The organism is Burkholderia sp. ABCPW 14, assembly GCF_001523835.1.
GTDB classification, from domain to species: Bacteria; Pseudomonadota; Gammaproteobacteria; order Burkholderiales; family Burkholderiaceae; genus Burkholderia; species Burkholderia mayonis.
Window position 1 is genome coordinate 1 of sequence record NZ_LOVS01000188.1, and the last position, 26,256, is coordinate 26,256.

At 67.3% G+C, this 26,256-nt stretch carries 24 protein-coding genes and 1 pseudogene; 15 read left to right on the forward strand and 10 right to left on the reverse strand.

Annotated features, from left to right (window positions below; translation table 11 throughout):
* The 4 genes and pseudogenes from WS62_RS38500 to WS62_RS38505 all read left to right on the forward strand — a co-directional run.
* On the forward strand, window positions 1-217 hold a 217-nt coding region (locus WS62_RS38500), incomplete at its 5' end, for a hypothetical protein (RefSeq protein ID WP_231748435.1).
* A gap of 163 nt (window positions 218-380) precedes the next feature.
* On the forward strand, window positions 381-1,073 hold the full coding sequence (locus WS62_RS27675; RefSeq protein WP_066577797.1) for a DUF2239 family protein: 693 nt from the start codon (window positions 381-383) through the stop codon (window positions 1,071-1,073).
* A 16-nt stretch (window positions 1,074-1,089) separates the two neighbouring features.
* The gene (locus WS62_RS27680; RefSeq protein ID WP_066577709.1) at window positions 1,090-2,421 is read left to right on the forward strand and encodes a carotenoid oxygenase family protein; all 1,332 of its coding nucleotides are present in this window, start codon (window positions 1,090-1,092) and stop codon (window positions 2,419-2,421) included.
* A gap of 218 nt (window positions 2,422-2,639) precedes the next feature.
* A pseudogene (locus WS62_RS38505) lies at window positions 2,640-2,696 on the forward strand (hypothetical protein); the annotation flags it as partial.
* 103 nt (window positions 2,697-2,799) lie between these two features.
* Here the strand turns inward: WS62_RS38505 and pdxR are convergent.
* Entirely contained in the window at window positions 2,800-4,368 is a 1,569-nt protein-coding gene (pdxR, locus tag WS62_RS27685) for a MocR-like pyridoxine biosynthesis transcription factor PdxR (RefSeq protein WP_066577714.1), read from the reverse strand.
* A gap of 120 nt (window positions 4,369-4,488) precedes the next feature.
* On the opposite strand from pdxR, the gene WS62_RS27690 reads away from it, so the two are divergent.
* Window positions 4,489-5,127, forward strand: a complete 639-nt coding sequence (locus WS62_RS27690; protein ID WP_066577716.1) for an FMN-binding negative transcriptional regulator — start codon at window positions 4,489-4,491, stop codon at window positions 5,125-5,127.
* 457 nt (window positions 5,128-5,584) lie between these two features.
* Here WS62_RS27690 and WS62_RS27695 read toward each other — a convergent pair whose 3' ends face one another.
* The 4 genes from WS62_RS27695 to WS62_RS27710 all read right to left on the reverse strand — a co-directional run bounded on the left by WS62_RS27695 (window position 5,585) and on the right by WS62_RS27710 (window position 8,444).
* A complete protein-coding gene (locus tag WS62_RS27695; protein ID WP_066577719.1) occupies window positions 5,585-6,331 on the reverse strand; it encodes a putative sulfate exporter family transporter in 747 nt (248 codons plus the stop codon).
* A 105-nt stretch (window positions 6,332-6,436) separates the two neighbouring features.
* Window positions 6,437-6,814, reverse strand: a complete 378-nt coding sequence (locus WS62_RS27700; protein ID WP_156441170.1) for a hypothetical protein — start codon at window positions 6,812-6,814, stop codon at window positions 6,437-6,439.
* 184 nt (window positions 6,815-6,998) lie between these two features.
* Complete coding sequence (locus tag WS62_RS27705) at window positions 6,999-7,793, reverse strand: DUF2182 domain-containing protein (protein WP_066577725.1); 795 nt, start codon at window positions 7,791-7,793, stop codon at window positions 6,999-7,001.
* Window positions 7,794-7,841: 48 nt separating this feature from the next.
* Window positions 7,842-8,444, reverse strand: coding sequence for a DUF1326 domain-containing protein (locus WS62_RS27710; protein WP_066577799.1), 603 nt, complete (start codon window positions 8,442-8,444; stop codon window positions 7,842-7,844).
* A 549-nt stretch (window positions 8,445-8,993) separates the two neighbouring features.
* On the opposite strand from WS62_RS27710, the gene WS62_RS27715 reads away from it, so the two are divergent.
* The 6 genes from WS62_RS27715 (at window position 8,994) to WS62_RS27745 (ending at window position 16,740) form a co-directional block, all read left to right on the forward strand.
* Window positions 8,994-10,394, forward strand: coding sequence for a sensor domain-containing diguanylate cyclase (locus WS62_RS27715; protein WP_066577728.1), 1,401 nt, complete (start codon window positions 8,994-8,996; stop codon window positions 10,392-10,394).
* Window positions 10,395-10,712: 318 nt separating this feature from the next.
* On the forward strand, window positions 10,713-11,840 hold the full coding sequence (locus tag WS62_RS27720; RefSeq protein ID WP_066577734.1) for a hypothetical protein: 1,128 nt from the start codon (window positions 10,713-10,715) through the stop codon (window positions 11,838-11,840).
* A 533-nt stretch (window positions 11,841-12,373) separates the two neighbouring features.
* The gene (locus WS62_RS39100; RefSeq protein WP_082721347.1) at window positions 12,374-12,643 is read left to right on the forward strand and encodes a sugar ABC transporter permease; all 270 of its coding nucleotides are present in this window, start codon (window positions 12,374-12,376) and stop codon (window positions 12,641-12,643) included.
* Window positions 12,644-13,728: 1,085 nt separating this feature from the next.
* The gene (locus tag WS62_RS27735) at window positions 13,729-14,754 is read left to right on the forward strand and encodes a LacI family DNA-binding transcriptional regulator (protein ID WP_066577740.1); all 1,026 of its coding nucleotides are present in this window, start codon (window positions 13,729-13,731) and stop codon (window positions 14,752-14,754) included.
* Window positions 14,755-14,801: 47 nt separating this feature from the next.
* The gene (locus tag WS62_RS27740; RefSeq protein ID WP_066577742.1) at window positions 14,802-15,863 is read left to right on the forward strand and encodes an ABC transporter substrate-binding protein; all 1,062 of its coding nucleotides are present in this window, start codon (window positions 14,802-14,804) and stop codon (window positions 15,861-15,863) included.
* 52 nt (window positions 15,864-15,915) lie between these two features.
* The gene (locus tag WS62_RS27745) at window positions 15,916-16,740 is read left to right on the forward strand and encodes an ABC transporter permease (RefSeq protein WP_066577744.1); all 825 of its coding nucleotides are present in this window, start codon (window positions 15,916-15,918) and stop codon (window positions 16,738-16,740) included.
* 163 nt (window positions 16,741-16,903) lie between these two features.
* On the opposite strand, the gene WS62_RS37690 is transcribed toward WS62_RS27745, so the two are convergent.
* The gene (locus tag WS62_RS37690) at window positions 16,904-17,107 is read right to left on the reverse strand and encodes a hypothetical protein (protein WP_059473233.1); all 204 of its coding nucleotides are present in this window, start codon (window positions 17,105-17,107) and stop codon (window positions 16,904-16,906) included.
* A gap of 586 nt (window positions 17,108-17,693) precedes the next feature.
* Here WS62_RS37690 and WS62_RS27755 point away from each other — a divergent pair.
* From WS62_RS27755 to WS62_RS27765, 3 genes are all read left to right on the forward strand, one after another.
* Window positions 17,694-18,596 carry an ABC transporter permease gene (locus tag WS62_RS27755; protein WP_066577801.1) on the forward strand — a complete coding sequence of 301 codons (903 nt, stop codon included), beginning with the start codon at window positions 17,694-17,696 and terminating at the stop codon, window positions 18,594-18,596.
* Between the two features lie 73 nt (window positions 18,597-18,669).
* On the forward strand, window positions 18,670-19,698 hold the full coding sequence (locus WS62_RS27760) for an ABC transporter ATP-binding protein (protein ID WP_066577745.1): 1,029 nt from the start codon (window positions 18,670-18,672) through the stop codon (window positions 19,696-19,698).
* Between the two features lie 41 nt (window positions 19,699-19,739).
* Window positions 19,740-20,564 (forward strand): phosphodiesterase, encoded by an 825-nt coding sequence (locus tag WS62_RS27765; RefSeq protein ID WP_066577747.1) that lies wholly within the window; start codon window positions 19,740-19,742, stop codon window positions 20,562-20,564.
* A 405-nt stretch (window positions 20,565-20,969) separates the two neighbouring features.
* Here WS62_RS27765 and WS62_RS27770 read toward each other — a convergent pair whose 3' ends face one another.
* Both WS62_RS27770 and WS62_RS27775 read right to left on the reverse strand, forming a co-directional pair.
* Window positions 20,970-21,380, reverse strand: coding sequence for a histidine kinase (locus WS62_RS27770; RefSeq protein WP_066577750.1), 411 nt, complete (start codon window positions 21,378-21,380; stop codon window positions 20,970-20,972).
* A gap of 64 nt (window positions 21,381-21,444) precedes the next feature.
* Entirely contained in the window at window positions 21,445-22,203 is a 759-nt protein-coding gene (locus WS62_RS27775) for a COG4705 family protein (protein ID WP_066577752.1), read from the reverse strand.
* A gap of 318 nt (window positions 22,204-22,521) precedes the next feature.
* Here WS62_RS27775 and WS62_RS27780 point away from each other — a divergent pair, with 318 nt between their 5' ends.
* Window positions 22,522-23,718: an MFS transporter gene (locus tag WS62_RS27780; RefSeq protein ID WP_066577755.1), complete on the forward strand. Its 1,197-nt coding sequence runs from the start codon at window positions 22,522-22,524 to the stop codon at window positions 23,716-23,718.
* Between the two features lie 401 nt (window positions 23,719-24,119).
* Here the strand turns inward: WS62_RS27780 and WS62_RS27790 are convergent, their stop codons facing one another.
* The gene (locus WS62_RS27790) at window positions 24,120-25,055 is read right to left on the reverse strand and encodes an EamA family transporter (protein ID WP_066577763.1); all 936 of its coding nucleotides are present in this window, start codon (window positions 25,053-25,055) and stop codon (window positions 24,120-24,122) included.
* A 399-nt stretch (window positions 25,056-25,454) separates the two neighbouring features.
* The gene (locus tag WS62_RS27800) at window positions 25,455-26,246 is read right to left on the reverse strand and encodes a molybdopterin-dependent oxidoreductase (protein ID WP_066577767.1); all 792 of its coding nucleotides are present in this window, start codon (window positions 26,244-26,246) and stop codon (window positions 25,455-25,457) included.
* Between the last annotated feature and the right edge of the window lie 10 nt (window positions 26,247-26,256).

Consider the following 26,256-nt stretch of genomic DNA (forward strand, 5'->3'; position numbering starts at 1 on the left):
GGGGTGGCGGGGCTTGCTCGGCTTGCTCGGCGGTTCGGGGGGTCGGCGGTTCGGCGGTTCGGCCGTTCGGCGGTTCGGCGGTTCAGCGGTTCAGCGGTTCAGCGGTTCAGCGGTTCAGCGGTTCAGCGGTTCAGCGGTTCAGCGGTTCAGCGGTTCGGTGATTCGGCGGTTCGGTGATTCGGTGATTCGGCGGTTCGGTGATTCGGTGATTCGGTGATTCGGTGATTCGGTGATTCGGTGATTCGGTGATTCGGTGATTCGGTGATTCGGTGATTCGGTGATTCGGTGATTCGGTGACAAATATTATCCGGGTGTTATTGACACCCAATTTATACCCGGGTATAAATTGCGCATTGTTCGGATTTTTCGAGGTCAATGCCGTGACGAATGCCCCTCTCCCTTCCTACATCGCCTTCGACGGCTATCGGCGGCTGGCGGCCGGCTCGCTGTCGACGGTTGCAATCGCAATCAAGCGGGCTATCGAAAACGACGCCGTCGGCGGCACGGTCCTGATCTTCGACAACGCGACCGGTCGCTCGATCGACATCGACACGCGGGGCTCGGACGACGACATCGCGACCCGCTACGCACAGACCGCGTCGGCCGAAAATGGCGACGCACAACGCGACGGCATGGCTCGCGAGTCGGCCTCAGACGCACCCGACGCACCCGGCGCACCCGACGCAAATGGCGGCACGAGCGAGCCGCGCGGCCGCGGCCGTCCCAAGCTCGGCGTCGTCGCCCGCGAAGTCACGCTGCTGCCGCGCCATTGGGCATGGCTTGCGACGCAGCCGGGCGGCGCGTCCGTCGTGCTGCGCCGCCTCGTCGATGAGGCCCGCCGCACGCACGCGCACGAGGACCGACGCCGCCGGACGCAGGAGCGCGCGTACCACTTCATGTCGGCGATCGCGGGCGACATGCCCGGCTTCGAGGAGGCGACGCGCGCGCTCTTCGCGAGCGACGGCGCGCGCCTGCGCGAACAGGTCGCCGCGTGGCCCGCCGACGTGCGCGACCACGCGCTCGCGCTTGCGTTCACGAACGGCGACGCCGCGCCGCCGCCCGCCACGCGCTGAATCCACTCCCGAGAACATGACAGCCATAGATTTGAATGCGGGCGCGTTGGCGCCCGTCGCCGACGAAGTCGACCTCGTCGATCTTCCCGTGACCGGCTCGATTCCGCGCGACCTGAACGGCGTGCTCGTGCGCAACGGACCCAATCCGCTGCGCGGCCGCTTCGAAGGCGACGGCGTGCTGTCGTGGTGGCCGGAAGACGCGATGCTGCACGCGGTGGCGCTCCAGGACGGCCGCGCGGCGCGCTACCGGAATCGCTGGGCGCGCACGCAGCGCTGGGCGCGTGTGCACGCCCCGGATCGCGCGCCGTCGCTCATCGACACGAATCCGAACGTGAACGTGCTCGTTCACGCAGGCGAAATCCTCGCGCTCGCCGAAGGCGGCGCGCCGCTTGCGATCACCGCGGGCCTCGACAGCCTCGGCGCGTCGCGCCGCCATCCGGGTCTCGCGCCCGGCATGGCGGCGCATCCGAAAGTCGATCCGCATACCGGCGAGCTGATCGTGTTTCGCGCCGACTGGAACAGGCCGTGGCTGCGCTACGGCGTCGCGGACGCGGCGGGCGTGCAGACGGTCGACATCGACGTCGATTGGCCGGCGCCGTCGATGATGCACGACATCGCGATCACCGCGACGCACAGCATCGTGTTCGACTTGAACGTCGCATACGACTTCGCGATGCTGTCGCGCGGCCACCGGATGCCGCTGCGCTGGCACGACGAGCGCCGCGCGCGCATCGGCGTCCTGCCGCGCCACGGCGGCGACGTGCGCTGGTTCGACGTCGCGCCGTGCTTCATCCAGCACGTCGTCAACGCGTACGACAGGCATGGTTCGGCGATCGTGCTCGACGTCGTCCGCTATCCGTGGTTCCTGCGCCTCGCCGGCGACGGCCGCGCGTTCGACGACAACCCGGTCGGCGTGCTGTGGCGCTACGCGATCGATCTCGAGACGGGGATCGTCGCCGAGCAGCCGCTCGACGACGCCGGCATCGAGCTGCCCCGCATCAACGAAAGCCGGACCGGCCGCCGCCATCGCTTCCTGTACGCGACGGAGCAGCCGACCAATGCGGAGTTGCGCGGCGTCGTGCGCTACGACGTCGATGCCGGATCGACGCAGCGCTACCGGGTGCCGCCGGGCGACCAGAACAGCGAGCCGGTGTTCGTCCCGCGTCCGGGCGCCGTCGACGAAGACGACGGCTGGCTGCTCGTCTGCGTGTATCGCCGCGAAACGGATACGAGCGATCTCGTGATCCTCGACGGCCGGCGCATCGACGACGAGCCGATCGCGACCGTGCATCTGCCGCGGCGAATCCCGGCGGGATTCCACGGCGCGTGGCTGCCGGGCGACCGCTAAGCGGGATCGACTCGGCCGCCGCGCGAATGCGTGCTCGCCGTTCCGTGCGTCATTCGGACGACTTCGGATCGCATGGGACGACTCGGGACGGCGAGCGCGGGGCGAATGACGGATCGAGTGTCCGGCGCTTTCGTCACATCACATGTATTTTTGAAATTTTTGGAACCGCACTCATCGATGTGAAATTTAATTTCACATCGACATCAAAGGAGCGCCGCATGGCGGGCGTGTACCTCGACGAACTGGACCTTCGCATTCTCGCCGCCCTGCAGGCGGACGCGTCGCTTTCGAACGCGGAGTTGGCCAGCGAAAGATTCGCCCGACGATCCGATTCGGTCGCGCCTCGCGTCGCCCCCACGACAACGGCGTCGGCCCTGCTCATTTCCGTCGCTCAGCCGCATCGACGTCATCGGCGACGCCCGCTGGCTTCGATCGATCGCGCGACGCCGCGCCGCCGACGGACGCGATCACCTCGGCAAGACGCTGCGCGGCCGCATCCATTTGCTCCCGGCTGAATCCGCCGAATCCGAGGACGAGCCCGGGCCGCGCCGTCCCCGGCGCGAACATCGGCGACACCGCGCGGACCGCGACACCGGCTTGCGCGGCCATCGCCGTGACCTGCAAATCATCGATGCCCGCCGCGAGCCAGAGCACCGCGTGCATGCCCTGGTCGCCCGGCTGCAGCCAGGCCACGTCGCCCGGAAGCAGCCTGCCGAGCGTGTCCATCAGGTGCGCGCGATGATCCGCATACACGCCGCGCACGCGGCGGATGTGGCGATCGAAATGCCCTTCGGCCATGAACGCGGCCAGCACGTACTGGTCCGCGGTCGGCGCATGCCGATCCATCAGCGCGCGCGCGCCGCAGAAAGCCGCGACCAGATCGCTCGGCACGATCAGATAGCCGAGCCGCAGCGACGGAAACAGCATCTTGCTGAAGGTGCCGAGATAGACGACGCGCTCCGGGTCCAAGCCCTGCAGCGACGGAAACGGATAGCCCTCGTAGCGCAGCTCGCTGTCGTAATCGTCCTCGATCACCCATGCATCGCCCGCGCGCGCCCACGCGAGCAGCGCGCTGCGCCGCGCCATGCTCATCGGCATGCCGAGCGGATACTGATGCGACGGCGTGACGAACGCGGCGCGCGCGTCGTGCGCGAGCCGGATGCCCGCGTCGACGTCGATGCCGTCCGCATCGACCGGCACGCGCACCATCGCATCGCCCCGCCCCGTGCATTCGAGAATCGCCGTGATGCCGCGGTACGCGGGGTTCTCGACCCACGCCCGATCGTGCGCGCCCAGCAGCACCTGGCACGCGAGATACAGCCCCTGCTGCGTGCCGCTCGTGACGATGACCTGATCCGGCTCGCAACGCACCGAGCGTGACTTGCGCACGTAGTCGGCGATCGCTTCGCGAAGCGGCGGCGCGCCTTGCGGATCGGCGTAGCCGGTCGGCGCGGCGGCGCCCTTCGCCCGCAGACGGTTGCCGAGGCGGCGCCACGCGTCATCGGGCGCCGTCGCGCCGACCGGCACCGAAATCGCGAACGGCACCGGCGGCAACGGCGCGAATTCCCACGCAATCCGCGCATACGCCGCAGCCGGCTGCGGCAGGCTCGATCGAGCCGCCGAAGTCTCGCGTCGCCGCGCCGCGCGCGGCGGTTCGCCGTCCGGTCGCGGCTCGGCGAGCGCGTGCGCGACGCGCGTATCCGCGCCGCCCCGCGACTCCAGAAACCCCTCCGCGATCAGTTGCTCGTACGCATCGACCACCGTGCCGCGCGCGATCCGCAGCGAAGCCGCGAGCAGCCGCGTGGACGGCAGCGCATCGCCGGGTTTGACGTCGCCCTTGCGAACGGCGTCCCGCAGCGCCTGCGCCAACTGCCGACTCAGGTTTCCGGCCGAGCGGTCGAGTGCGCCGATCGACGGAATCTCAATGATCCGGGCGATTCTCGCCATAATTCCGGTTCACCAGAAGCTTTCCAAACTGGCTCTACAGGATAAACCAGTTTCGCACGACAATGCCCGCATCGCTCAACCCCGCGCGCTGCGCAAACGCTGCCCGACTGAGGAGCCGCCATGTACGTCCCCACCCATTTCGACGAGCGTCGCACCGACGTCCTGCACGCACTGATCGCGCAACACCCGTTCGGGATCCTGATCACGCACGGAACGGGCGGACTCGACGCGAACCACATTCCGTTCGAGCTCGCCGCCGGCGAAGGATCGCTCGGCGTGCTGAGCGCGCACGTCGCGCGCGCGAATCCAATATGGCAGGACGTGTCGAGCGGCGACGAAGTGCTCGTCGTGTTCCGTGCGGGCGACGCGTACATTTCGCCGACGTGGTATCCGAGCAAGCACGCGTTCCACCGGCAGGTGCCGACGTGGAATTATGCCGTCGTCCATGCGCACGGACGCATCACCGTTCGCGACGACGCGAAATTCGTGCGCGGCGTGGTCGCCCGGCTGACGCGCACGCACGAAGCGGCGCTGCCCGAGCCGTGGAAAATGACCGACGCGCCGAAGGACTACATCGACACGATGCTCCAGTCGATCGTCGGCCTGCAGATCGACGTCACGCGGCTCGTCGGCAAATACAAGCTCGGGCAGAACAAGGCGGCGCGCGACATCCGCGGGGCCGCCGAAGCGCTGAAGGCGCGCGGGAATGATCTGATCGGCGATGCGATGCTCGCGCGGGCGGTGGAGAAACCGGAATAAGCGAGCCGGCGTCGCCGCCGGGCTCATTTCGTTCCCAATCCTGAATGTCGTCATCTCGAACGCCGTCTCGATCGTTGCCGCAGCGTCGCCGGTCACGTGCCCGCCATTCGGCGGCGTTCGATCGCATTCCTGACGGGCTTTTCAACGAAGCCGGAAAACGGGCGGCCGCCGTCCCGATCCGCCGCCGCCGCGCGGCTCATTCAGGGCGAACCGGCTTTCAGCGGGCTGAACGCGAAGCAACCATCATCCGACGACACGAAACGATCGTGTCGCCGACACAGGCGGCTGTCGGCGACGCTCGACCCGTAGCCCTAACCGAGCGCACCGAGCCCCGCGATCGCCTGCTCGAGGCCGCCCCGCCGCGCGTCGCGATGCCGGCATTGCGCGCAGCGTCCCGTTACGCGCGCCGATGCGACATCGGCCGCGCGGGAGTCGAAATCGTCCGAGGCAGTCGCACTCATTGTCCGAGCGTCGCCCAGTAGTGACCGAACACGCGCACCGACAGCAGATAGCCGACGATCACGTTCGCGACCACGCCCGCGGTGAACGCGACGACCGGCTTCACGCCCGTCGCCGACAGCGACTTGAGCCGCGTTGTCAGGCCGATCGAGAAGAAGCAGAAGATGAACGCCCACGTGCGCAGCACGGTGATCGGCGCGACGAGATGCGGCGTAACGATCTTCCGGTAGTCGGCGAGCGTGTCATGGCTCGCGACCCACGTGACGAACGCCGATGCGACGACGAAGCCGATCACGAACTTCGGAAAGCGCACCCGGATCTCGCTTGCGCGCGGCTGCGCGGCGATGCCGTCGGCGCGCTCCCAGCGTGTCGTCGCGACGATCGCGAGCACGAACACCGGCACGAAATGCGCGAGCTTCTGACCGAGCGCCGCGATGCTGATCGAGAACAGCGCGCCGAACACGACGAAGAGCGCGACGTAGTTCGGCAGATGCGCGCCCAGGTCGCGCGCCGCCTGGCCGATGCTCGACCATTTCGCTGGGGCGACCGCGAGCCCCCTGATGCTGCCGCCGCCCGCGAACAGCACGTAGGCGACGAGCACGAGGCCGAGCCCGACCCAGATCGCCCCCCCGTCTTCCTTCGAAATCAATTCGCGCCACATGCCGGGCTTCGCCGGGCGGCGATCGCCGGTGTCGCTGTTGTCGAGCGCATCGGCATGCGCCGTGTCGTGTCGTGATCCGCTCATGAGCGCTCCTCCACTGCCATCAGGTCCGACGCAATCGCGCCGCGGCCGTCGCGTCGATGCTCGATTATCGACAACGTCTTCTCGAAAGCTAAAGAACTCTTTCGACTAAGCAAAGTGCGCCGGGTAATCTGACGTCCGGCTCGCACGATCTTGCTTCGTCCGCGTGCGAGCGAAGCGCTCGTTCGTTCGGATCGCAGAACATTGCATGTGCAATGCATCGGCAGCAGCGAGCAGGAAACCGAATGTCGATCGGCCCCAAAAGACGCGGGATGCGTGCAGCACATCGATGCGGACAGCTTCAGCGGCAGCAACGAAATTCTCGGGATGCTTTGCCGCGACCGCCATGCTCGCGGTCGAATCAACGAATTCGAAAACGGGCTCGGCGCGCATCCCTTCGGCTCGAAAGGCGCGCTGTCGTGCAGAGTCGTGCCAGCCCCGTTTGTTGGTGTGGACTCTGGCCTCCACGATGAACGGAATTTGCAAGCGCACCGTTCTTGCATGCCCGGGAAGAGCCGAATTCGAAGGGATGATCGCGCGAAAGAGGCAACGTTTCGCGGCCGATCGCACGACGGCCACGCGGTTTTCCGATGCGTGTGCGGCAACGTCGCTACGCACGCATCGACGCATCGACGGGTGAACGCGCATGCCGTCGCACCGCCTCCTCGGATCAAACCAGGCGAAGTCCCGTCACGACGATCGACGCCGCCCATCCGAGCAACGCGATGCCCAGCGGCGCGCTCAATCGCCGGCCGTGCGGCAGATTCTTCTCGACCGCCATCACGGCTCCGATCGCCAGCATCCAGCCGATGCTGCCCGCCCCCACCGCGAACATCAGACACATCAGCATCCAGCAGCATCCGACACAAAAGAGGCCATGCCGCATGCCGAGCAGGAAACTGTCCCGCCGCGCGCTTGCGCCGCGCCACTGCTCGCTGACGAACATCAGCGGCGACCGGCACTTGTCGAGGCATCGATATTTGAACGAACTGAATTGATAAGCGCCGGCAAGCGTCAGCACGATCGCGCCGACGAGCCATCCGTGCCATGCAAGCCACGGCGTGCGCCGCGCAAGCGCGTGCAGGCCGGCGTCACCCGCATCGACGGCCAGCCCGAACACGCTCCACACCGCGAGATAGCCGAGCACCACCAGCAGCATCAGACGGTTCCGGTTCGGGCGCGCGGCCGTCAGGCGCTCGAACGTGCGTAGCAGCGGAAGCACGGTCGGCAACATCATCGCGACGATCGTCAGCAGCCACGCGGCGGCATGCAGCATCGCGGGCACGATCGCGTCGGCCGCCGGAATCAGCCGGCACAGCCCGGCGAGATTCGTCTCGGACCAGTCGACGTGATGGAGAAAGCGCGCGTAGGGACTGCTATCCCACATCCACAGCGTGATCCATGCCGCGGCGATCATCGCGATCGCCAGCGGCACGAACACGCGGCGCGACGATGTCGCGTTCATGGCGAAGCACCACTCGCCTGCGCAAGACCGCGTCGGCGTGGATACGTATCACGAATGGAACGTGAAAAAGCCCTGGATCGCGTTCTGCCCGCTCAGATCGAGATCGATGCCGAGCGTCTGCTCACGCATGCGGAACGTGCCGGCCTTGCCGACGTAGGCCGGCGATCCGGGAATCGTCGAGAAGATGCTCTCGACGAGCCTCGTCGGCTCGCCGGTCGGCCCCCGATAGGGTTCGAGCTCCGCGTACGCGGTGTTGCCCACTTTGAGCGTGCCCTTGCCGTCGCGCACGTCGAAATCGATCGCCGCGCGCTCGATCGCGACGATGTCGCCGAAGAGCTGCGAGAAGTCGGCAAGCGGCCCGCCGCGTTCGCCGCGATAGACGCTCGCGAGCGCGTCGAACTGCGCTTCGGTCGCGCGATCGTCGATGAAGATGATCACCCGCCAATTGCCCTGCAGAATATTGCCCGGAATGAACGCGGCGAATGCAACCGTCAGCCCCGACACGTCCGCGTCGTCGACCGTTCCCTTGTCGTAGTGGTAGGCGACTGTCGCCCGACACGTGCCGTTGTCCGGATCCTCGCCGATCCAGCACGGGCAAAGCACCTTGCAATCGCACACTTCCAGTATGCGTCCCTCCAGGCTATAGCTCATGATGACCTCCACCGCGACGAAACCACCGGATTCGAGCCGGTCCATCGATTAACTATATTCACGTTGATTCGACACGGCAGGCCGTTCGCGACATATGAAAACCCTAGGCGGACGGCACGACGATTCATCTTGCTTTTGCCGTCCCTCGCTTTCGCCGTTTTTCATTTATCGAGCGCCGTATCGACGCGACGCGAAGCGACCGGCTTGCGATCGGCGTCCGCGCTTCGGGGTGTCGAGCGCGTTTCGAAACGGGCTGCCGCGACGAATCGCGCCACGCGTCCACCGCACGTGAATGTTTCATCGCCAATTTCACGGCTCGCGTCTGCTGCACAAAGTTGAACAATCGGCCGTTTCAGCCACTCGCCCGAGTGCAGGAAACCGGTACGACCGTATTGTCAAACGAATGGCGCCGCCTATACTCTCGTCAGACAAGCGATCAGCGAATAGCGGTACGAGGCAGCGCGAGACCGGACGTGACGGCGGTTCGCCGCAAAACGTTCCGCGCTGGTTTCCCACTTCGGAATACGGAACAGCGTTGCGGAGGCCACCGTGAGCACTGTCTTCACCGCCCATGAATCGCCGCGTGTAATCGGCACGATCGCCCGAATCTATACCGCATGCCTGCTGATCGGCTTCGCGCTCGTGCCCGCGTTCCTGATCGCATATCTGGGGGTCTTCATCGATCCCCACCTGACTTTCGAGAATCATCAATTTCACGAACTGGCGATCGCCGCCGCGACGCTCGAAGGTCTCTTCGTCACCTACGTGACCTGGCGCTGCTATCTGTCGTCGGGTGAGCCGCTGCTGCGCTGGCTCACGCTCGGATTTCTCGGCTTCGCACTGATCTATTCGCTGCACGGCGCATTCACCGGAATGGCTCATCGGAACATCTGGCTGTTCCTGCTATATGGCCCGGCGTCGCGCCTCGTGATGTCGTTCCTGCTGCTCATCGGGCAGTTGTCTTACTTCAAGAACGCCGATCCGCGCGAGCGGCGCACGCAGCGCTCGACCTGGCTGCCGTGGATCGCCGGCTACGTCGTCATCTGCTTCATCGTCGCCGCGATCGCGTATTCGCCGATTGCGGGCAATCTCTGGACGCGCGTGTCGATGGAGGGCGGCGCGATGATCGTGTCGCTCGCCAACGTCGCACTGCTGCTCGTGCGCCGCATCCGCACGCCGCTGATGCTCGTCTACGGAATCTCGGTGATGGCGTTCGCGCTGTCGTCGGTCGCATTCATTCTCGGCAAGCCTTGGAATCACATGTGGTGGCTTGCCCATGCGATCTTCGCCGGCGGATTCTTCCTGCTGAGCTTCGGCGTCGTTCAGGCGCTGATGACGTCCCGCTCGTTCGCGACCGTCTATAGCCAGCAGGATCTGATGGCGAGGCTCGCCGAATCGATGGCGCGCACCGAAGGCGCATTGCAGGAACTCAAGCGCACCAATCAGAAACTCGAGCATCTCGCGACCACCGATCCGCTGACGGGCGCATCGAACCGGCGCAAGTTCATCGAGCAGATGCAGGCGGAGATCGCGCGCGCGAAGCGGGACGGCACGACGTTTTCGCTGCTTGCGCTCGACCTCGACAACTTCAAGAATATCAACGACAACTACGGCCACCAGGTTGGCGACGTCGTGCTGCGCAATTTCGTGCGGCAATGTCTCACCGCGATCCGCCCATACGATCACATCGCGCGCGTCGGCGGCGAGGAGTTCATGGTGCTGCTGCCGAAGATGCTTGCCGACGCCGCGAGCGGCATCGCCGAGCGCGTACGGAGCTCGATCGCGAACGCATCGTTCGGCATCGACGGCAAGCACACGCCCGTGACCGTAAGCATCGGCGTGTCGCAGTACGGACGCGACGGCGACACCGTCGACGAGATCCTGAGCACCGCGGACAAGCTGCTCTATCGCGCGAAGCACGAAGGCCGCAATCGCGTCGTCGCTTCGTAAGCCGGCGGACGCGCGCATCGACCCATGCCGCCCGATCGAGTCGCCGATGCGGAAAGCGCGTTGTTCGCATCAACGACATCCGAATGTCGTCGCGACGACATTCGGTACGGGCGTGAACAAGACGAAGGGGCAGCCGCGTTCGGTTCATGGCGGGGTCGAGTTGACCAAGCAGTTCAGGATGCTTGCCGCGCCGCTCGCGCACGCGGCAAGCGCGCCATTCAGTTCTTGCGATACATGCCGATAACCCGGTCGGGCCGCTTGGCCGATGCGGCACGCTTGCGCATTCGCCGGCCATCACCACGACAATAGATTCCGACGATGAAATATCCTGACCGACCGACGTCGCGCAATAACCTGTCCGCTCTCAAGAATCGCTATCTGCGCATGCCGCCGCCGAAGATGGAGGCCGGCCAATTCGGGTGGGCCAAGCGGTGGTTTTTCGACTGGCTCGTTCCGACGGGCGCATCCGCATACGCGGCCTATCACCTGACCGTCGCATTCGTGCGGCATTACCGGACGATCATGCCGCCAATCGCCGCGCACGACGTTCCACTCGATGTGATGTCCGAATTGATGTCGCTCGCCAATTCGAAGTACTTTGCATACGCGAGCACGGCGTTGGTCGCGACATTCATCGCACTCCTGCTCCATCGGCTGTTGAAGCGGCCGGTTCCCGGCAACTGGCTCAACCGGCGCAGACGGCCGATCATCCGGCCACTGCCCTTCACGCTCGGCTTCCTCGTGGGCAAATTGCTGGCCTTCGCGGTTCCCGCGCTCGCAGTCGCGGTCGCGGCTTATGCATCGGAAGGCGCGATCTGGGCGATTGCTCCCATCGCCGTGCCGATCGCCATCCTCTCCGCCGCTTACTACTACTTGCTGTACGACGAAGTGCGACCGCCCGCCATCGTCAGTCTTTCGTTTCATCGGCCACGACAGGCCGCCGCGCTTTCCGACGAGACGAGTAGCGCACCGACGGTCGGCATCGGCGCTTGGCGCGACGCGCATACCGAACTGCAGGACGACGCGAACGCGATCGCGGACGCAGCGGGCGGCATGTGCGGACAAAACGTCTTCGTATCGCACGACATCGAGGATATCGCGATCGCTGTCGCATTGAGCATCGGCGACGATCATCTGTCCGCGGATCGGAAACGAGCGCTCGACGCGCAAATCGACCGCGTGCTGCGCAAATGGCGCGCGAAGGGCTATGAGAGCGGCTCGCTATACGACGCGAGGAAAACGCCCGATCCCGCCGAGACATCGGTTCCCGACGACACCTTCTGGCTGCCGGAATCCAAGCGCGTCGTCCGGCATGGAACGATGCTGCTGAAAGCCCAGGACGGGTACGACGTGCGGATCATCGGCGATGTGGTCTGCAGTGCGCGTGCAGCCGGTTCACGCAGGCACGCTCGACAACGCCGAGAGCGCACGTTCGAGTTCGATTGACGAGTGCGACCGGGCGTTCGGCTTCAGCGGAAGGCTCGCCGTCGAGTTTGGCCATTGGCTTGTCGCGTACACGAAACTGCCCGCACTGAACGACTTGTTGCCATATTCGTCGTGCCGTGCGAATCGTCGCACCAGCAGAGCCCTCATGTCCGGACGCGCCAAATCGATGACGCCGAATCGCACGAAGGACGATCCGGCGGTCGACACCGAGCGCGATTCACTCGCGCCGGCCTCCCGCCTCCTGCCCTGCGCCACCCCGCATCGCGGGTCGCACTCGGTTTACGCGATTTTTTCGGATGCGCACGCACTCTATACACCGAATCTTCCCGTCAATTCTTAGAATGCCTGTCATATTCCAGACGAGATCTCCGCGACGCAGGCCGCACTGCGGCGCGAAGACCAAGCGCATGAAGCCGCTCAGATTCCACTCCGATTCGATCGCTCTGCCTTCCTTCGCCGCATCGAAGTCGACCGTTCATGACCGATCCGTCCTGATTCGGCCGAGTCCGAGCAAGAGGGACCATCGGGTTCTGATGTCGATACGGGTCCGCACCGAAAACCTGACCGAGGTGCGCCGCCTGCTGCATCGGGTGCTTGGCCCCGCACTCGACATCTACACGGCGGTCATCGACAACAAGACCGGACAGGCGTGCCTGCAACTGGAATTGACGAAGGCGTGCGTATCCAATGCGATGTCGTCGATCATGCGCGTCCTGCCAGCAGCCGAGTTCGGCACGATCCGTCGCTCGGCGCGTGCACCCGATTCCCGCTCGCCCGCGACACGCATGCGCACGACCGATTGACCGTTGGCTGCTTGTCCCAAGCTGCAACGGGAAGCCCCATTCTCATGGCGGCAACGATTCGACACGTGAAGTCCAAATAGCCCGACGGTAATCGATCAGCGCGGACGGTTTCGAGCGGCATGGCAAGCGTTTGATCTGATCTTTGAGACCGTGCTTTTCGCATTGGCACGGCATGCGGTCCGGAAAATCGCGGGCGCAAAAACGGCTCGGTTCGACTACGCCGCCGCACCCTTTCAAAGGATGGGCAACAGCACGAAAAGAGCCCTGCTGCGATTGGGTTGACGACAGGCAGGATTGGTAAGGCTACGGAGCTGGATGGTGCCGGGGACCGGACTCGAACCGGCAAGCCAATTAAGGCGGCGGATTTTCGTCACACTGCTTCTTTCGAAGCCGGCGCCGCGCGGCGCCGTTCGTGCGCTGGACTATGCCTTCGCCGTCGTCCGAACGCGGCTTCAGCCGCGTGGACCTTAGGCGCCCCCCGTCTAGTCTCTACACCTTCCCCGCCGCAGCTTTCGCTGCCGCTTCGGGGCTTGGCTCGGCGTTGCCTCGGCGCGTCGCGCGTCAGGGGTTTCGCCGAATTTGAAGGGTTCTGCACCAGCCGTTTCCGACCGGGCACTCAATCGTTTAAGTCCGCTATGTTTACCAATTTCATCACCCCGGCAAGGGCGGACGCGATTCTACCACTGCTCGCGCCGATCCTCGCGATTTGACCCTGCGGATCGCCGTTCGATCGCATTCACGCGCTGATCGCTACCGCCTGAGCCAGCCGTGCGGGCTCAACCAGATGATCGACGAACGCCCTCATCCTGCGCACGAGACGGCCGGACTCGAATCGGCAAGCCGACTGACGCGAGAGATTTCCGCCGTACGGCATCGTTCGAGGCCGGCGTCACGCGTCGCCGCTCATGCGCCGGACGGTGATTTCATCCGCGGCGTGCCCCGTCGCCGCCAGGCGTCGGCCTGACGCCCCCATTCGTCAGACGTCATCGCGCTCGATCATCGGCCATCCATCGTCATCAGTTCTTCATCGACGGTCCCGATAATCCCGTCGACGAAAACGTTTACACGCATCCACCGCACGCTTCATGACGCCGACCATCAAAGACGTCGCCGCGCTCGCCGGCTGTTCGATCGCCACGGTGTCGCGCGCGATCAACACGCCGCACACGGTCAGTCCCCTGGCGCTCGAAAAGATCCGCGCCGCGATCGACACGCTGCGCTTCCGCCCGAACCCGCTCGGCCGGCAGTTACGAAGCGACCGCACGCAACTGATCGGCGTCGTGCTGCCGACGCTCGCGAATCCGGTGTTCGCCGAATGCCTGCAAGGCGTCGACGAGCTCGCGACGCAAGCCGGCTTCAAGCTGATCGTGATGTCGACCGAATACGACGCCGCGCGCGAGCGTCATGCGATCGAGACGCTGCGCGCGCAGCGCGTCGAAGGGCTGATGCTCACCGTCGCGGACGCCGACGCGCATCCGCTCCTCGACGAGCTCGACCGCGACGGCCCGCTCTACGTGCTGATGCACAACGACACGCCGCATCGTCCGTCGGTCGCGGTCGACAATCGCCGCGCCGCGTACGACGGCGTGCGGATGCTGAGCGAGCGCGGCCATCGCCGCGTGCTGATGCTCGCGGGCTCGCTCGACGCGTCGGACCGCGCGCGGCAGCGCGTGCGCGGCTACGCGCAGGCGCTCGACGAGCGCGGTCTCGACCCGCTGCCGGCGCTCGAAATCGACTTCAACGCGCCGACGCTGCCGAGCGCGATGCTCGCGCATCTGACCGCGCGCGCGACGCGGCCGACCGCGCTCTTCTGCAGCAACGACTGGCTCGCGATGGTCGTGATGCGCGGATTGCGCGACGCGCGCCTCGCGGTGCCCGACGACATCTCGGTGCTCGGCTTCGACGGCCTCGCGGTCGGCGAGCTGCTCGCGCCGGCGCTTTCGAGCGTCGCGACGCCGAATCGAGAGATCGGTCGCGCCGCGTGGCGGCGTCTCGCCGAGCGCATCGCCGGCGAGCATCATCCGCGGCCCGCGCTGACGCTGCCGCACACGGTGCGCGAAGGCGCGACCGTCGCGCCGCCGCGCGAGACGCGCCCCTCGCGCATCGCATGAATCCCGCTTTCGCCCTCGTTCGTTTTGCCCCTGCAAGGAGACCCGTCGTGACCGTCCGCCGTTCGTCGTTCCCGCGCTCGCCGCTCGCCGCCGTGCGCCGCGCGTGCGCCGCCGCGCTCATCCCGCTTGCCTCGCTCGCGCTATCGCTCGGCGCGTGCGCCGCGCACGCGGAAGAAACCGCGATCTGCTACAACTGCCCGCCCGAATGGGCCGACTGGGCCGCCCAGATCGCGGCGATCAAGCAGAAGACCGGCATCCGCGTGCCGTTCGACAACAAGAACTCGGGCCAGGCGATCGCGCAACTGCTCGCGGAAGCGAAGAGCCCGGTCGCGGACGTCGTCTATCTCGGCGTGTCGTCGGCGTTCCAGGCGAAGGACAAGGACGTGATCGCGCCGTACAAGCCCGCGCACTGGAACGACATCCCCGCGAACATGAAGGACCCGCAGGGCTACTGGTTCGCGATCCATTCGGGCACGCTCGGCTTCTTCGTCAACAAGGACGCGCTCGACGGCAAGCCCGTGCCGCGTTCGTGGGCCGATCTGCTGAAGCCCGAATACAAGGGCATGGTCGGCTATCTCGATCCGTCGAGCGCATTCGTCGGCTACGCGGGCGCCGTCGCGGTAAACCAGGCGCTCGGCGGCAGCTTCGAGAACTTCCAGCCCGCGCTCGACTGGTTCCGCAAGCTGAAGGCAAACCAGCCGATCGTGCCGAAGCAGACTGCGTACGCGCGCGTGCTGTCCGGCGAGATTCCGATCCTGCTCGACTACGACTTCGACGCGTATCGCGCGAAGTACAAGGACCACGCGAACGTCGAATTCGTGATTCCGAAGGAAGGCACGATTTCGGTGCCGTACGTGATGAGCCTCGTCAAGGGCGCGCCGCACGATGCGAACGGCAAGAAGGTGCTCGACTTCGTGCTGTCCGACGAAGGCCAGAAGCTATGGGCGAGCGCGTATCTGCGGCCGGTGCGCGCGCAGGCGCTCACCGCCGACGCCGCCGCGAAGTTCCTGCCCGCGAGCGAGTACGCGCGGGCGAAGAGCGTCGACTTCGGCAAGCTCGCGGCCGGCCAGCAGGCGTTCGGCAAGCAGTATCTGCAGGTGATGCAATAACCGGCCGATACCCGCCGCCCGCTATCCGCTATCCGCACGAGTCGATGTCACGATGTCCGATCTCACATTCCCGTCGCGCTGGCGCATCGCGCTGCTCGCGCCCGCACTCGCCGTGTTCGTCGCGTTCTGGCTGCTGCCGATGGCCTCGCTCGTGCGGGTGTCGGGCGACGGCGCGTTCGTCGACGCGTACGTCGCGCTGCTGTCGAATGCGCGCTACATGAAGAGCCTCGTGTCGACGGTCGCGCTGTCCGCGGCCGTCACGCTCGCGACGCTCGCGCTGTCGACGATCGCAGGCCTCCTGCTCGCGCGCCGCGCGTTCGCGGGCAAGCGCACGCTGATCGCGCTGCTCACGTTTCCGCTCGCGTTTCCGGGCGTCGTCGTCGGCTTCATGGTGATCATGCTCGCCGGGCGGCAGGGGCTGATCGGCATGCTGTCGCAGAAGCTCGTCGGCGATCGCTGGGTGTTCGCGTACTCGGTCGCGGGCCTCTTCGTCGGCTATCTGTACTTCTCGATTCCGCGCGTGATCGTCACCGTGATCGCCGCGGCGTCGAAGCTCGATCCATCGCTCGAAGAGGCTGCGCGCTCGCTCGGTGCGTCGCCGTGGCACGTGCTGCGCGACATCGTGCTGCCTGCGCTCGCGCCGGGTCTCGTTGCCGCGGGCGCGATCTGCTTCGCGACCGCGATGGGCGCGTTCGGCACCGCGTTCACGCTCGCAACCGATCTCGACGTGCTGCCGATGACGATCTACACCGAGTTCACGCTGAACGCGAACATCGCGACGGCGGCCGGTTTGTCGATCGTGCTCGGGATCGTCACGTGGGCGGTGCTTGCGCTCGCGCGCAATCTGACGGGCCAGGCGACGGCCGCGTCCGCTTGACGAAGACGCAACGGCGAACGGATCGTCGCCATTGCAAAGGAAAGGAAATCTGATGCCGGGCCGGGCGAGGCGCCCGGACAGCGCGCCTCGTCCGACCGCGTCGGATCGACGCGTCGCAGCCGCGAGCCCGGAGACGGGCGTCGGCTGCGCGTCGCGCCGGCGGTTACTGCTTCGTCGACGACAACTGCCCCTTGGGATTGCTCAGCCAGTTGTTCGCATTGACGACGAGCGAATTGGCGTTGCTGATCAACGTGCCCAACGCGCTGCTGTTGATCGTGAACGTGCCGCCCAACAGGTTGAACGTGCCGTCGATCAGGTTAGCCCCGCCATGAATGCGCTTGCACTGCTCCATCGTTATCGTTTGCATCGATCACTCCCTCCTCGTAGACAACAAAAAAGAGCGGTTTCCCCACTCTCATTCCTGGTCATCAACAATCGCCCCGCGATGTGACCGCATGGCGCTGGTCGGTGCGTGTCGCCGAACGGCGCACGCGATGCTCGGCCCGATTGCCCGGACTCCTCAACACCATTCGGCGATTCAATATAACGTAACGGCATGCACGGCGACATCAGGGGAACCGGCCATTAGACTGATTGCTCGGCGACGCGCGCGGCTGTCTCCACAACAGCGTCCCTTGTGCTTCGCACGCTCTTCGACGCGGGCTGCATCCGTTTCGCTCGCGCGGTTCGGCGCTGTGTCGGTGTGTCGGTGTGTCGGCGTGTCGGCGTGTCGGTGTATCGGCGTGTCGTGCGGCTCGCCGCGCTCGACGCGCGCTGCACCAGCCGTCTACCGCTCGTCGTTCAAACGTTTAAAACTGATGCGCACCGCCTTCCATCGCGCGGGCGAGCGCCGCGCGAGCGCCGCCATCGGCCCGGCGCGCCGTCATCAGTTCTTCATCGACGCGCCCGATAATCCTGTCGACGAAAACGTTTACATCGCTTCCGCACGCCCCATGACGCCCACCATCAAGGACGCCGCCGCGCTCGCCCGCCCCGCTGCCGCGACCGATTCCGACGGGCCGCCGACGGCCCGCCGTCCGCGCCGCGCATCGTTCGACTGGCTCGCCGCCGCGCAATGGGCGGTCACGCTCGCGCTGTGCGCGTTCCTGATCGTCCCCGTCGCGATGTCCGTGCTCGCCGGGCTCACGGTCAACTATTTCCGCGGGCCGTCGAGCGGGCTCACGCTGCGCTGGCTCGGCGAAGTATGGACGCAGTACCACGGCTCGATATTCCTGTCGCTCGAAGTCGCGCTCGCGACGCTCGCCGTCACGCTCGTGACGGGCGTGCCCGCCGGCTATGCGCTCGCGCGCAGCCGCAGCCGCGTCTCTCGGCTGATCGAGGAAGCGCTCGTGCTGCCCGTCGCGCTGCCGGGCCTCGCGTCCGCGCTCGCGCTCCTCGCCGTCTACGGCGGCTTCGCCGCGTTCCGCACGAGCGTGTGGTTCATCGTCGTCGGGCACGTCGTGTTCACGCTGCCGTTCATGGTCCGCGCGGTCGCGGCCGTCGCCGCGCGCGCCGATCTGCGCACGCTCGAAGAAGGCGCAGCGAGCCTCGGCGCATCGTTCGTCACGCGCTTCACGACGATCGTGCTGCCGAACCTGCGCCCCGGCATCGTCGCGGGCGCGCTCGCGGTGCTCACGCTGTCGATCGGCGAATTCAATCTCACGTGGATGCTGCACACGCCCGACACGAAGACGCTGCCCGTCGGCCTCGCCGACACGTACGCGTCGCTGCGCATCGAGATCGGCAGCGCGTACACGATCCTGTTCCTGCTGATGACGCTGCCGCTCCTCGTCGCGATGCAGCGGCTCGGCGTCGATCCGTCCGGCACGCGCCACGACGCGCGCAAGCCCCGCTGATCGCCCGCCGCCGTTCCGCTGCCTTCGCGGCTCCCTTTCGCCGCCTTTCCGCTGCCTTTCCGCCGCCTCGCCGATGAAACTCGAATCCGTACCGATCACCCTGACCCGTTGCGCGAAGACCTTCCACGGCACGCGCGTGCTGGAGCCGCTCGATCTCGCGATCGGCGCGGGCGAGACGCTTGTGCTGCTCGGCCCGTCCGGCTGCGGCAAGACGACGACGCTGCGCCTCATTGCCGGGCTCGACGTGCCCGACGCGGGCGGCGCGATCGCCTTCGGCGTCGACGACGTGACCGCGCTGCCGATCGAAAAGCGCGGCGTCGGCATGGTGTTCCAGAGCTACGCGCTGTTTCCGAACCTGTCGGTGCGCGGCAACGTCGGCTACGGGCTGCGAATCCGCGGGACGGAGCCGCGCGCGCTGCGCGAACGCGTCGACGAGCTGCTCGCGATGATGCGGCTCACCGCGCACGCGGACAAACCGATCGACGCGCTGTCGGGCGGCCAGCGTCAGCGCGTCGCGCTGGCCCGCGCGCTCGCGGTGCGCCCGCGCGTGCTCTTGCTCGACGAGCCGCTGACCGCGCTCGATGCGCAACTGCGCGACGCGCTGCGCCGCGAGATGAACGCGCTCTTGCGCGAGCTCGGCGTGACGACGGTCTACGTGACGCACGACCAGGCCGAGGCGATGGCGCTCGGCGACCGGGTCGTCGTGATGAGCGCGGGAAAGATCGAGCAGATCGGCACGCCGCGCGACGTCTACTATCGTCCGGCGAGCCGCGCCGTCGCGCGCTTCATCGGCACGCTGAACCGGCTCGAAGGCGTGTGGCGCGACGGCGCGCTCGTGACGACGGGCGGCGCCGTCGCCGCCGCGTCGCCGGCAAACGAGCTATTCTTTCGACCGGAGGATGCACGTCTCGTCGACCCGTCGGATGCGCCGCTGCGCGGCGCGGTCGCGAACTGCGCGTTTCTCGGCGAGCGCACGCGCGTGACCGTCGAACACGCGGCGCCCGATACGCTCGTCATCGACGTGCCGGGCCGCGTCGATCTCGCGCGCGGCACCGCGGTCGGCGTCGCGATCGCGGCCGACGGCCTGCTCGCGCTCGCGTGACGCGCCCCACCCTCATGACACGAACACAACGAGGAACGACGATGCTGCTTGCCCACATCAGCGATCTGCATATCAAGCGGCCCGGCATGCTCGCGTACCGGCGCGTCGACACGGCCGCGCATTTCGCGCGCTGCGTCGCGCGCCTGAACGCGCTCGAGCCGCGCCCGGACGCGGTGCTCGTCACGGGCGACCTGACCGACTTCGGCGACGACGCAGAATACGCGCACCTGAAATCGCTGCTCGCGCCGCTCGAGATTCCGTACTACCTGCTCGTCGGCAACCACGACGACCGCGCGGCGTTGCGACGCGCGTTCCCCGCGCGCGCGGAGCTGCAGATGGGCGAATTCGTCCAGTACGCGCTCGATCTCGGGCCGCTGCGCGTGATCGCGCTCGATTCGCAGATTCCGGGCACGAGCGGCGGCACCCTGTGCGACGCGCGGCTCGCGTGGCTCGCCAGCCAGCTCGACGCCGCGCGCGAGCGTCCGGTCATCGTCGCGCTCCATCATCCGCCGTTCGCGTGCGGCATCGGCCACATGGACGCGATGCGGCTCGATCCGGATGCGTCGAGCCGGCTCGACGCGCTGCTGCGCCGCTTTCCGAACGTCGAGCGTGTGCTGTGCGGGCACGTGCACCGGACGATGTTCGCGCGCTTCGGCGGCACGATCGCGTCGGCCGTGCCCGCGCCGGCGCACCAGGTCACGTTCGACCTGCGCGACGACGGGCCGTCGTCGTTCTCGATGGAGCCGCCCGCGTTCGCCGTGCATCGCTATGCGCCGGACAGCGGGCTCGCGTCGCATCATGTGTACGTCGATGCGAGCGACGGGCCGCATCCGTTCTTCGAGCCGACGGGCGTGCTGATCGATTGAACGTGACGCCGCGACGCGCGGCAAGCGGCGGACGCAGGGAGCGCGCATGAGCATGAGCATGAGCATGAGCATGAGCATGAGCATGCGTATGCGTATGCGTATGCGTATGCTCATGCTTCGCGCTTCGCCGGGCGAGCCGCCGCCGGGGCGCTGAACGACGCGGGCCGACATGGATCGGCTTCGACGCCGCACGAATCGCACGGGCCGTGTTTGCCCGTGCAAGCCGTGTTTGCCCGTGCAAGCCGTGTTTGCCCGTGCAAGCCGTGTTTGCCCGTGCAAGCCGTGTTTGCCCGTGCGGCCGGCGCCGTTGCGCGCCGAGCCGCACCGGCCTTTCACTATCGGCACGCGCCGCGCGCCGTCCGGGCGTACCGGCGGACGCCGCACGCACGACCGCGGACGCCGCGCTCAGCGCGCGCCGCTCGTCCGGTCCATGATCGCGAGCAGATCGGCCAGCGCCTGCTTGCACGCGACAGCCTGCGGCCGATCGGCGCGCAGCGCCGCGAGCGCGCGATCGATCGACTTGTCGACCGCGTGCCAATCCGCCGCCGCGCGCGGCTTCAGCGACGGCTCGGCGTCGTCCCAAGACGTCTCCAGATCCTTGATGCGCGCCTTCGCACCGGCGAGATCGCCCTTGTCGACGCGCTTCGCGGTGTCAGCGGCGATCGCGCGGAACGGCGACAGGTCACCGAGCTTCGAGACGGTCGCGGCTTCGGCCACGTTCGGCGCGACGCCCGCCGGCGACACGACGCCGATGCCGAACGCGGCGGCCGCCAATGCCGGCGCGACGGCGAATGCAATGAATTGGCGCTTGATCATGCTGCTTCTCCTTGTGAAAAACGCGAACGAAACGGTTGAAAACGATGCTCGCATCGACTGAAGTTCAGCGGCCGCGCGCCGGCGCGACGAGCCGATCCGCGCGCGCGGCCGCGACGCTCAGCCCCGCGACCAGCACGACGATCACCGCGAGAAACACGGCGCTCGTCTTGATCGTGCCGAGCCCGAGGCCGCCGTACGCTTGCGCCTGCGACAGGAAATCGCCGAGCGACGCACCGAGCGGACGCGTAAGGATGTACGCGAGCCAGAACGCGAGCACGCGGCTCATCCCGAAGAGCGCGGCTGCCGCGACGAGCGCGATCGCGCCGCCGAACGCGACGATCCCGAGCCGGAATCCGAGGCCGAGCGCCTCGGTCGCGAGATCGCCCGCCGCCGTGCCGAGCGCGAACGTCAGCAGGATCGCGGCCCAATAGAACCACTCGCGGCGCGCGGTGACGATCGTGTGAATCGACAGCGTCCGCTCGCTGCGATACCAGAGCGCGAACGTCGCCGCGAGCGCGGCGGCGAAGAGCGGCGTGCTGACGTAGAGGCTGACGCCGAGGCCGTCGGTCAACGCATCGGTGATCTGCGTGCCGACGATGCTGACGAGGACGATGTTCAGCCAGTAGATCCACGGCACGTAAGCGCGCGCGCGCAATTGCAGCGCGAGCGCGCAGAGCAGCAGACCGGACATCAGCGCGCCGGTGACGGCGGCGCCGAGTCCGACGTGGACGGCGAGATAGTCGGCGCCGGTCTCCCCGACCGTCGTCGACATGATCTTGACGATCCAGAAGGCCAGCGTGACTTCCGGGACTTTGTTGAGCATGCCGGCGGCGGCATGCGCACGGGCGGGCTGGTTCAATTGGGCTCTCCTTGTCGCACCGGTTGCGCAAAGCGAGCCGGATTCCGGCAACGGCGGTGCAGCGACATACGAACGCTCCCACGACTCGCTCGGACGCCACTATGCAAGCCGACCGCTTAAGGCGACATTAACGGCATGCGCGCGCACTGCGATCGCGCCGCCGCCAGCAGACTTCGGGGACGTCCGGTATGATCGGCGCTCCCGGCGTTTCGCCTCTCCCGTCTCGATCGAAGATCCGGACGGCGCGCACGACGCGCGCGCCGCACTTCGTCCACACGCACCATGCCCTCGTCGCCTTCCGTCTCCGCCGACGCGCCCCGCCGTGACTCGCGCAGCCTGTTGCTGCTGCTCGCGACGATCGCGGGCGTGTCCGTCGCCAACATCTATTACAACCAGCCGCTCCTCGACGCGTTCCGCGCGTCGTTTCCGGACAGCGCGTCGTGGATCGGCATCGTGCCGACCGCGACGCAGCTCGGCTACGCGGCCGGCATGTTCGCGCTCGCGCCGCTCGGCGACCGCTTCGACCGGCGCAAGCTGATCCTGCTGCAGATCGCCGGGCTGTCGGCCGCGCTCGTGATCGCTGCGGCGGCGCCGACGCTCGCCGTGCTCGCCGCGGCGAGCCTCGCGATCGGCATCCTCGCGACGATCGCGCAGCAGGCCGTGCCGTTCGCCGCCGAGATCGCGCCGCCCGCCGCGCGCGGGCAGGCGGTCGGCACCGTGATGAGCGGGCTCTTGCTCGGCATCCTGCTCGCGCGCACGGCGGCGGGTTTCGTCGCCGAATACTTCGGCTGGCGCGCGGTGTTCGGTGCGTCGGTCGCGGCGCTCGCCGCGCTCGCGGCCGTGATCGTCGCACGCCTGCCGCGCAGCTCGCCGACGTCGGCGCTGCCGTACGGCAAGCTGCTCGGATCGATGTGGCAGCTCGCGCGCGAGTTGCCGGGGCTGCGCGAGGCGTCGATGACGGGCGCCGCGATCTTCGCGGCGTTCAGCGCGTTCTGGCCGGTGCTCACGCTGCTGCTCGCGGGCGAGCCGTTCCATCTCGGTCCGCAGGCGGCGGGCCTCTTCGGGATCGTCGGCGCGGCGGGCGCGCTCGCCGCGCCGTACGCGGGCCGCTTCGCCGACAAGCGCGGCCCGCGCGCGATCATCACGCTCGCGATCGCGCTGATCGCCGCGTCGTTCGTGATCTTCGCGGTGTCGGGCCACAGCCTCGCCGGACTCGTGATCGGCGTGATCGTCCTCGACGTCGGCGTGCAGGCCGCGCAGATCTCGAACCAGTCGCGCATCTATGCGCTCAAGCCCGACGCGCGCAGCCGCGTGAACACGGTCTACATGGTCTGCTATTTCATCGGCGGCGCGATCGGCTCGTCGGCGGGCGTCGCTGCGTGGCGCGCGATGGGCTGGATGGGAATGTGCGCGGTCGGCCTGCTGTTCTCGGTCGTCGCGGCGCTCGTGCATCATCGCGGCCGCGCGAGCGCGCGATAAGCGCTCGACGCGGCGGCGGCGCACGGTGCGGCGCCGCCGCGTCGGGGCGACGTCAGGCCGACGCGCGCACGCGGAAAACCGCGATCGGATACGCAAAAAACCGGATGCGGTGCGCATGACGCCGGCCGGGCCGGGCCGCACCGCGGACGAGCCGCGGACGAGCCGCGCGGACGCGCATCGCGCATGTCCGCGCGTCGCGAACATGCCGCCGCCCGGCGAGATCGATACGCGGGGCTCCACGATCGCCCCGCGCGATGCGCACGCTCGGTTGCATCGCCAGCGCCGCCGGATTGCGCGGCGGCGTATCGGCGCGCGAGATCGTGCGCGAAACCGCCGAGCGCGGAAACAGGCGGACGTCGCGCGAGCCGCGCGCGCGCCATCGTCCGCCACGTCGCGCGCTGTTATTGCATCCGCTTGCGCGCCGGATCGAACACGAACGACAGCCCGACGCTGCCGAGAATCGCGACGGTCGCGATCACGGTCGCGAGCGTGACGGGCTCGCCGAGCAAGAGCGCGCCGAGCGCGACGGCGACGACGGGGTTCACGTACATGCAGCTGCTCGCGATGATCGGGCTCGTGTGGCGAATCAGATAGCCGTACGCGACGTACGCGGCCATCGTGCCCGCGAGCATCAGATAGACGAACGCGACGCCGGGCAGAAACGCGACGTGCTCGATGCGCTCGCCGAGCACCCATGCGATGCAGGTCGACGCCGCGCCGCCGAGGCCGATTTGCAGCGAGGTCGACAGGAACAGGTCGTGCGGCAGCGCGAGCCGAGCGGCGAGATGCGCGCCGCCCGCCCAGAAGAGCGCGCCCACGAGCACGGTGATGCTGCCGAGCGTCGAGCCGGGCGACGACGGCCCGCCCGAATTCAGCACGACGATCCCGACCATCCCGAGCGCGACGGCCGCCCATTCGCCCGCCGTGATGCGTCGCCCCGCGACCGACGCGATCACCGTCGCGAAGAGCGGCACCGTCGCGACCGTCACCGCGGCCGAGCCGCTGCCGACGGTGCGCATCCCGAGCGCGATAAAACCGGACGACAGCGTGACGAGCATCGTGCCGACGAGCGCCGCGTTGCGGATCTCGACGAGCGTCGGGCGCACCGGACGGCGCCGCATCGCGAAGATGAAGAGCCCGATCCCCGCGAGCAGGTTGCGCAGCCCGGACAGCAGCAGCGGCGGAAACGATTCGAGCGCGACGTGCAGCGCGAGATACGTCGAGCCCCACGCGAAATAAATGAACGCGAGCGCGAGCACGACGCGGCCGCTGCGGCTTTGCGGCAGGCGGGGCGGATGGCGCTCGAGGAAGGCGAGGAAGCGGTCGAACGGCGTCATCGGTCAGCGTGCCCGCACGAGGTGTCGCACGTTCAACGGCGAGGCGGCGCGACTGCCGGCGAGCGGCCTCGATGAATCCGGAATGGGAAGAGACGACGGCGTGCGAAACGACAGGTCGGAGCGTGCGGCGGCGAACATGACCGAAAGAGGCGAACGGACTCGAATGAAGACGTGCGCGACCGGACGGCCGCGCACCGCCAGCATTATGCATTAAGGAATGGAAAACGAATGCCGGCTTGAATCGAACGCGCGCTCGGTGACGTTTCGGCGCGACATTTCATGCGCGGCAAAACAGTATTTTCGTTTTCGGACATTCGGGATAAAAGCGCGAAATCGCACGCGCCGCGCGCGGGCATGCGGGAACGCGCCGCCCCGCCCGCGCGGCTTCGCGCGATTCCGTCACGATCCGCCGAACCAGTTGTATCCCTGGTCGACCCAATAGCCGCCCGGATACGTATTGGTCACGAATATCTCCATGATGTGCTTCGGATTCTTGTAGCCGAGCTTCGTCGGCATCCGCAGCTTCATCGGAAAACCGTATTCGGGCGGCAAGCGCTTGCCGTCGTATTCGAACGTCAGCAGCGTTTGCGGATGCAGCGCGGTCGGCATGTCGATGCTCTCGTAATAGTCGTCCGCGCATTTGAAGCCGACGTATTTCGCGGTCGTGTCCGCGCCGACGCGACGCAGGAATTCGCGAAACGGCGTGCCGCCCCAGCGCCCGATCGCGCTCCAGCCTTCGACGCAGATGTGCCGCGTGATCTGCTCCGCGTGCGGCAGCGCGTACAGCTCCGGCAGCGTCCAGCTGCGCTTGCCGGTGACGAGGCCCGACACGACAAGCCGGTAGTCGTCGGCGTCGACGTGCGGCACGTCGTCGATGCCATAGAACGCGTTGAACGGGAACGGGCGCGTGAGGTCGGCTTCTGTATACGTCGGCGCGAGCCGCGTCGGGCCGAACAGCCACGCCTGCACGCGATCGTTCGCGCGCGACACCGCATCGAGAAAGCCGTCGACCGACGCGTCGTCGCGCAGCGTGCAGCCCGTCAGCATCGCGAGGCCGCCGAGCGTCAGCACGCGCTTGCCGAACAAACGCCGCGACGGCAGCGCGAGCGTCTTGCGCACGTCGACCAGCAGCGATGCGCGGTCGATCCGCGCATTGTCGCCCATAGGCTTTTTCTCATCGTTTTCGGACATGATGAAGAGC

Excerpts from the sequence above, each read along its gene's own strand:
- WS62_RS27720 (WP_066577734.1), top strand. The coding sequence starts at position 10,713 with ATGAAATATCCTGACCGACCGACGTCGCGCAATAACCTGTCCGCTCTC.
- WS62_RS39100 (WP_082721347.1), top strand. The coding sequence starts at position 12,374 with ATGTCGATACGGGTCCGCACCGAAAACCTGACCGAGGTGCGCCGCCTG.
- WS62_RS37690 (WP_059473233.1), bottom strand. The coding sequence starts at position 17,107 with ATGCAAACGATAACGATGGAGCAGTGCAAGCGCATTCATGGCGGGGCT.
- WS62_RS27680 (WP_066577709.1), top strand. The coding sequence starts at position 1,090 with ATGACAGCCATAGATTTGAATGCGGGCGCGTTGGCGCCCGTCGCCGAC.
- WS62_RS27790 (WP_066577763.1), bottom strand. The coding sequence starts at position 25,055 with ATGACGCCGTTCGACCGCTTCCTCGCCTTCCTCGAGCGCCATCCGCCC.
- WS62_RS27710 (WP_066577799.1), bottom strand. The coding sequence starts at position 8,444 with ATGAGCTATAGCCTGGAGGGACGCATACTGGAAGTGTGCGATTGCAAG.
- pdxR (WP_066577714.1), bottom strand. The coding sequence starts at position 4,368 with ATGGCGAGAATCGCCCGGATCATTGAGATTCCGTCGATCGGCGCACTC.
- WS62_RS27765 (WP_066577747.1), top strand. The coding sequence starts at position 19,740 with ATGCTGCTTGCCCACATCAGCGATCTGCATATCAAGCGGCCCGGCATG.
- WS62_RS27780 (WP_066577755.1), top strand. The coding sequence starts at position 22,522 with ATGCCCTCGTCGCCTTCCGTCTCCGCCGACGCGCCCCGCCGTGACTCG.
- WS62_RS27775 (WP_066577752.1), bottom strand. The coding sequence starts at position 22,203 with ATGCTCAACAAAGTCCCGGAAGTCACGCTGGCCTTCTGGATCGTCAAG.
- WS62_RS27760 (WP_066577745.1), top strand. The coding sequence starts at position 18,670 with ATGAAACTCGAATCCGTACCGATCACCCTGACCCGTTGCGCGAAGACC.
- WS62_RS27705 (WP_066577725.1), bottom strand. The coding sequence starts at position 7,793 with ATGAACGCGACATCGTCGCGCCGCGTGTTCGTGCCGCTGGCGATCGCG.
- WS62_RS27745 (WP_066577744.1), top strand. The coding sequence starts at position 15,916 with ATGTCCGATCTCACATTCCCGTCGCGCTGGCGCATCGCGCTGCTCGCG.
- WS62_RS27690 (WP_066577716.1), top strand. The coding sequence starts at position 4,489 with ATGTACGTCCCCACCCATTTCGACGAGCGTCGCACCGACGTCCTGCAC.
- WS62_RS27695 (WP_066577719.1), bottom strand. The coding sequence starts at position 6,331 with ATGAGCGGATCACGACACGACACGGCGCATGCCGATGCGCTCGACAAC.
- WS62_RS27800 (WP_066577767.1), bottom strand. The coding sequence starts at position 26,246 with ATGTCCGAAAACGATGAGAAAAAGCCTATGGGCGACAATGCGCGGATC.
- WS62_RS27755 (WP_066577801.1), top strand. The coding sequence starts at position 17,694 with ATGACGCCCACCATCAAGGACGCCGCCGCGCTCGCCCGCCCCGCTGCC.
- WS62_RS27735 (WP_066577740.1), top strand. The coding sequence starts at position 13,729 with ATGACGCCGACCATCAAAGACGTCGCCGCGCTCGCCGGCTGTTCGATC.
- WS62_RS27770 (WP_066577750.1), bottom strand. The coding sequence starts at position 21,380 with ATGATCAAGCGCCAATTCATTGCATTCGCCGTCGCGCCGGCATTGGCG.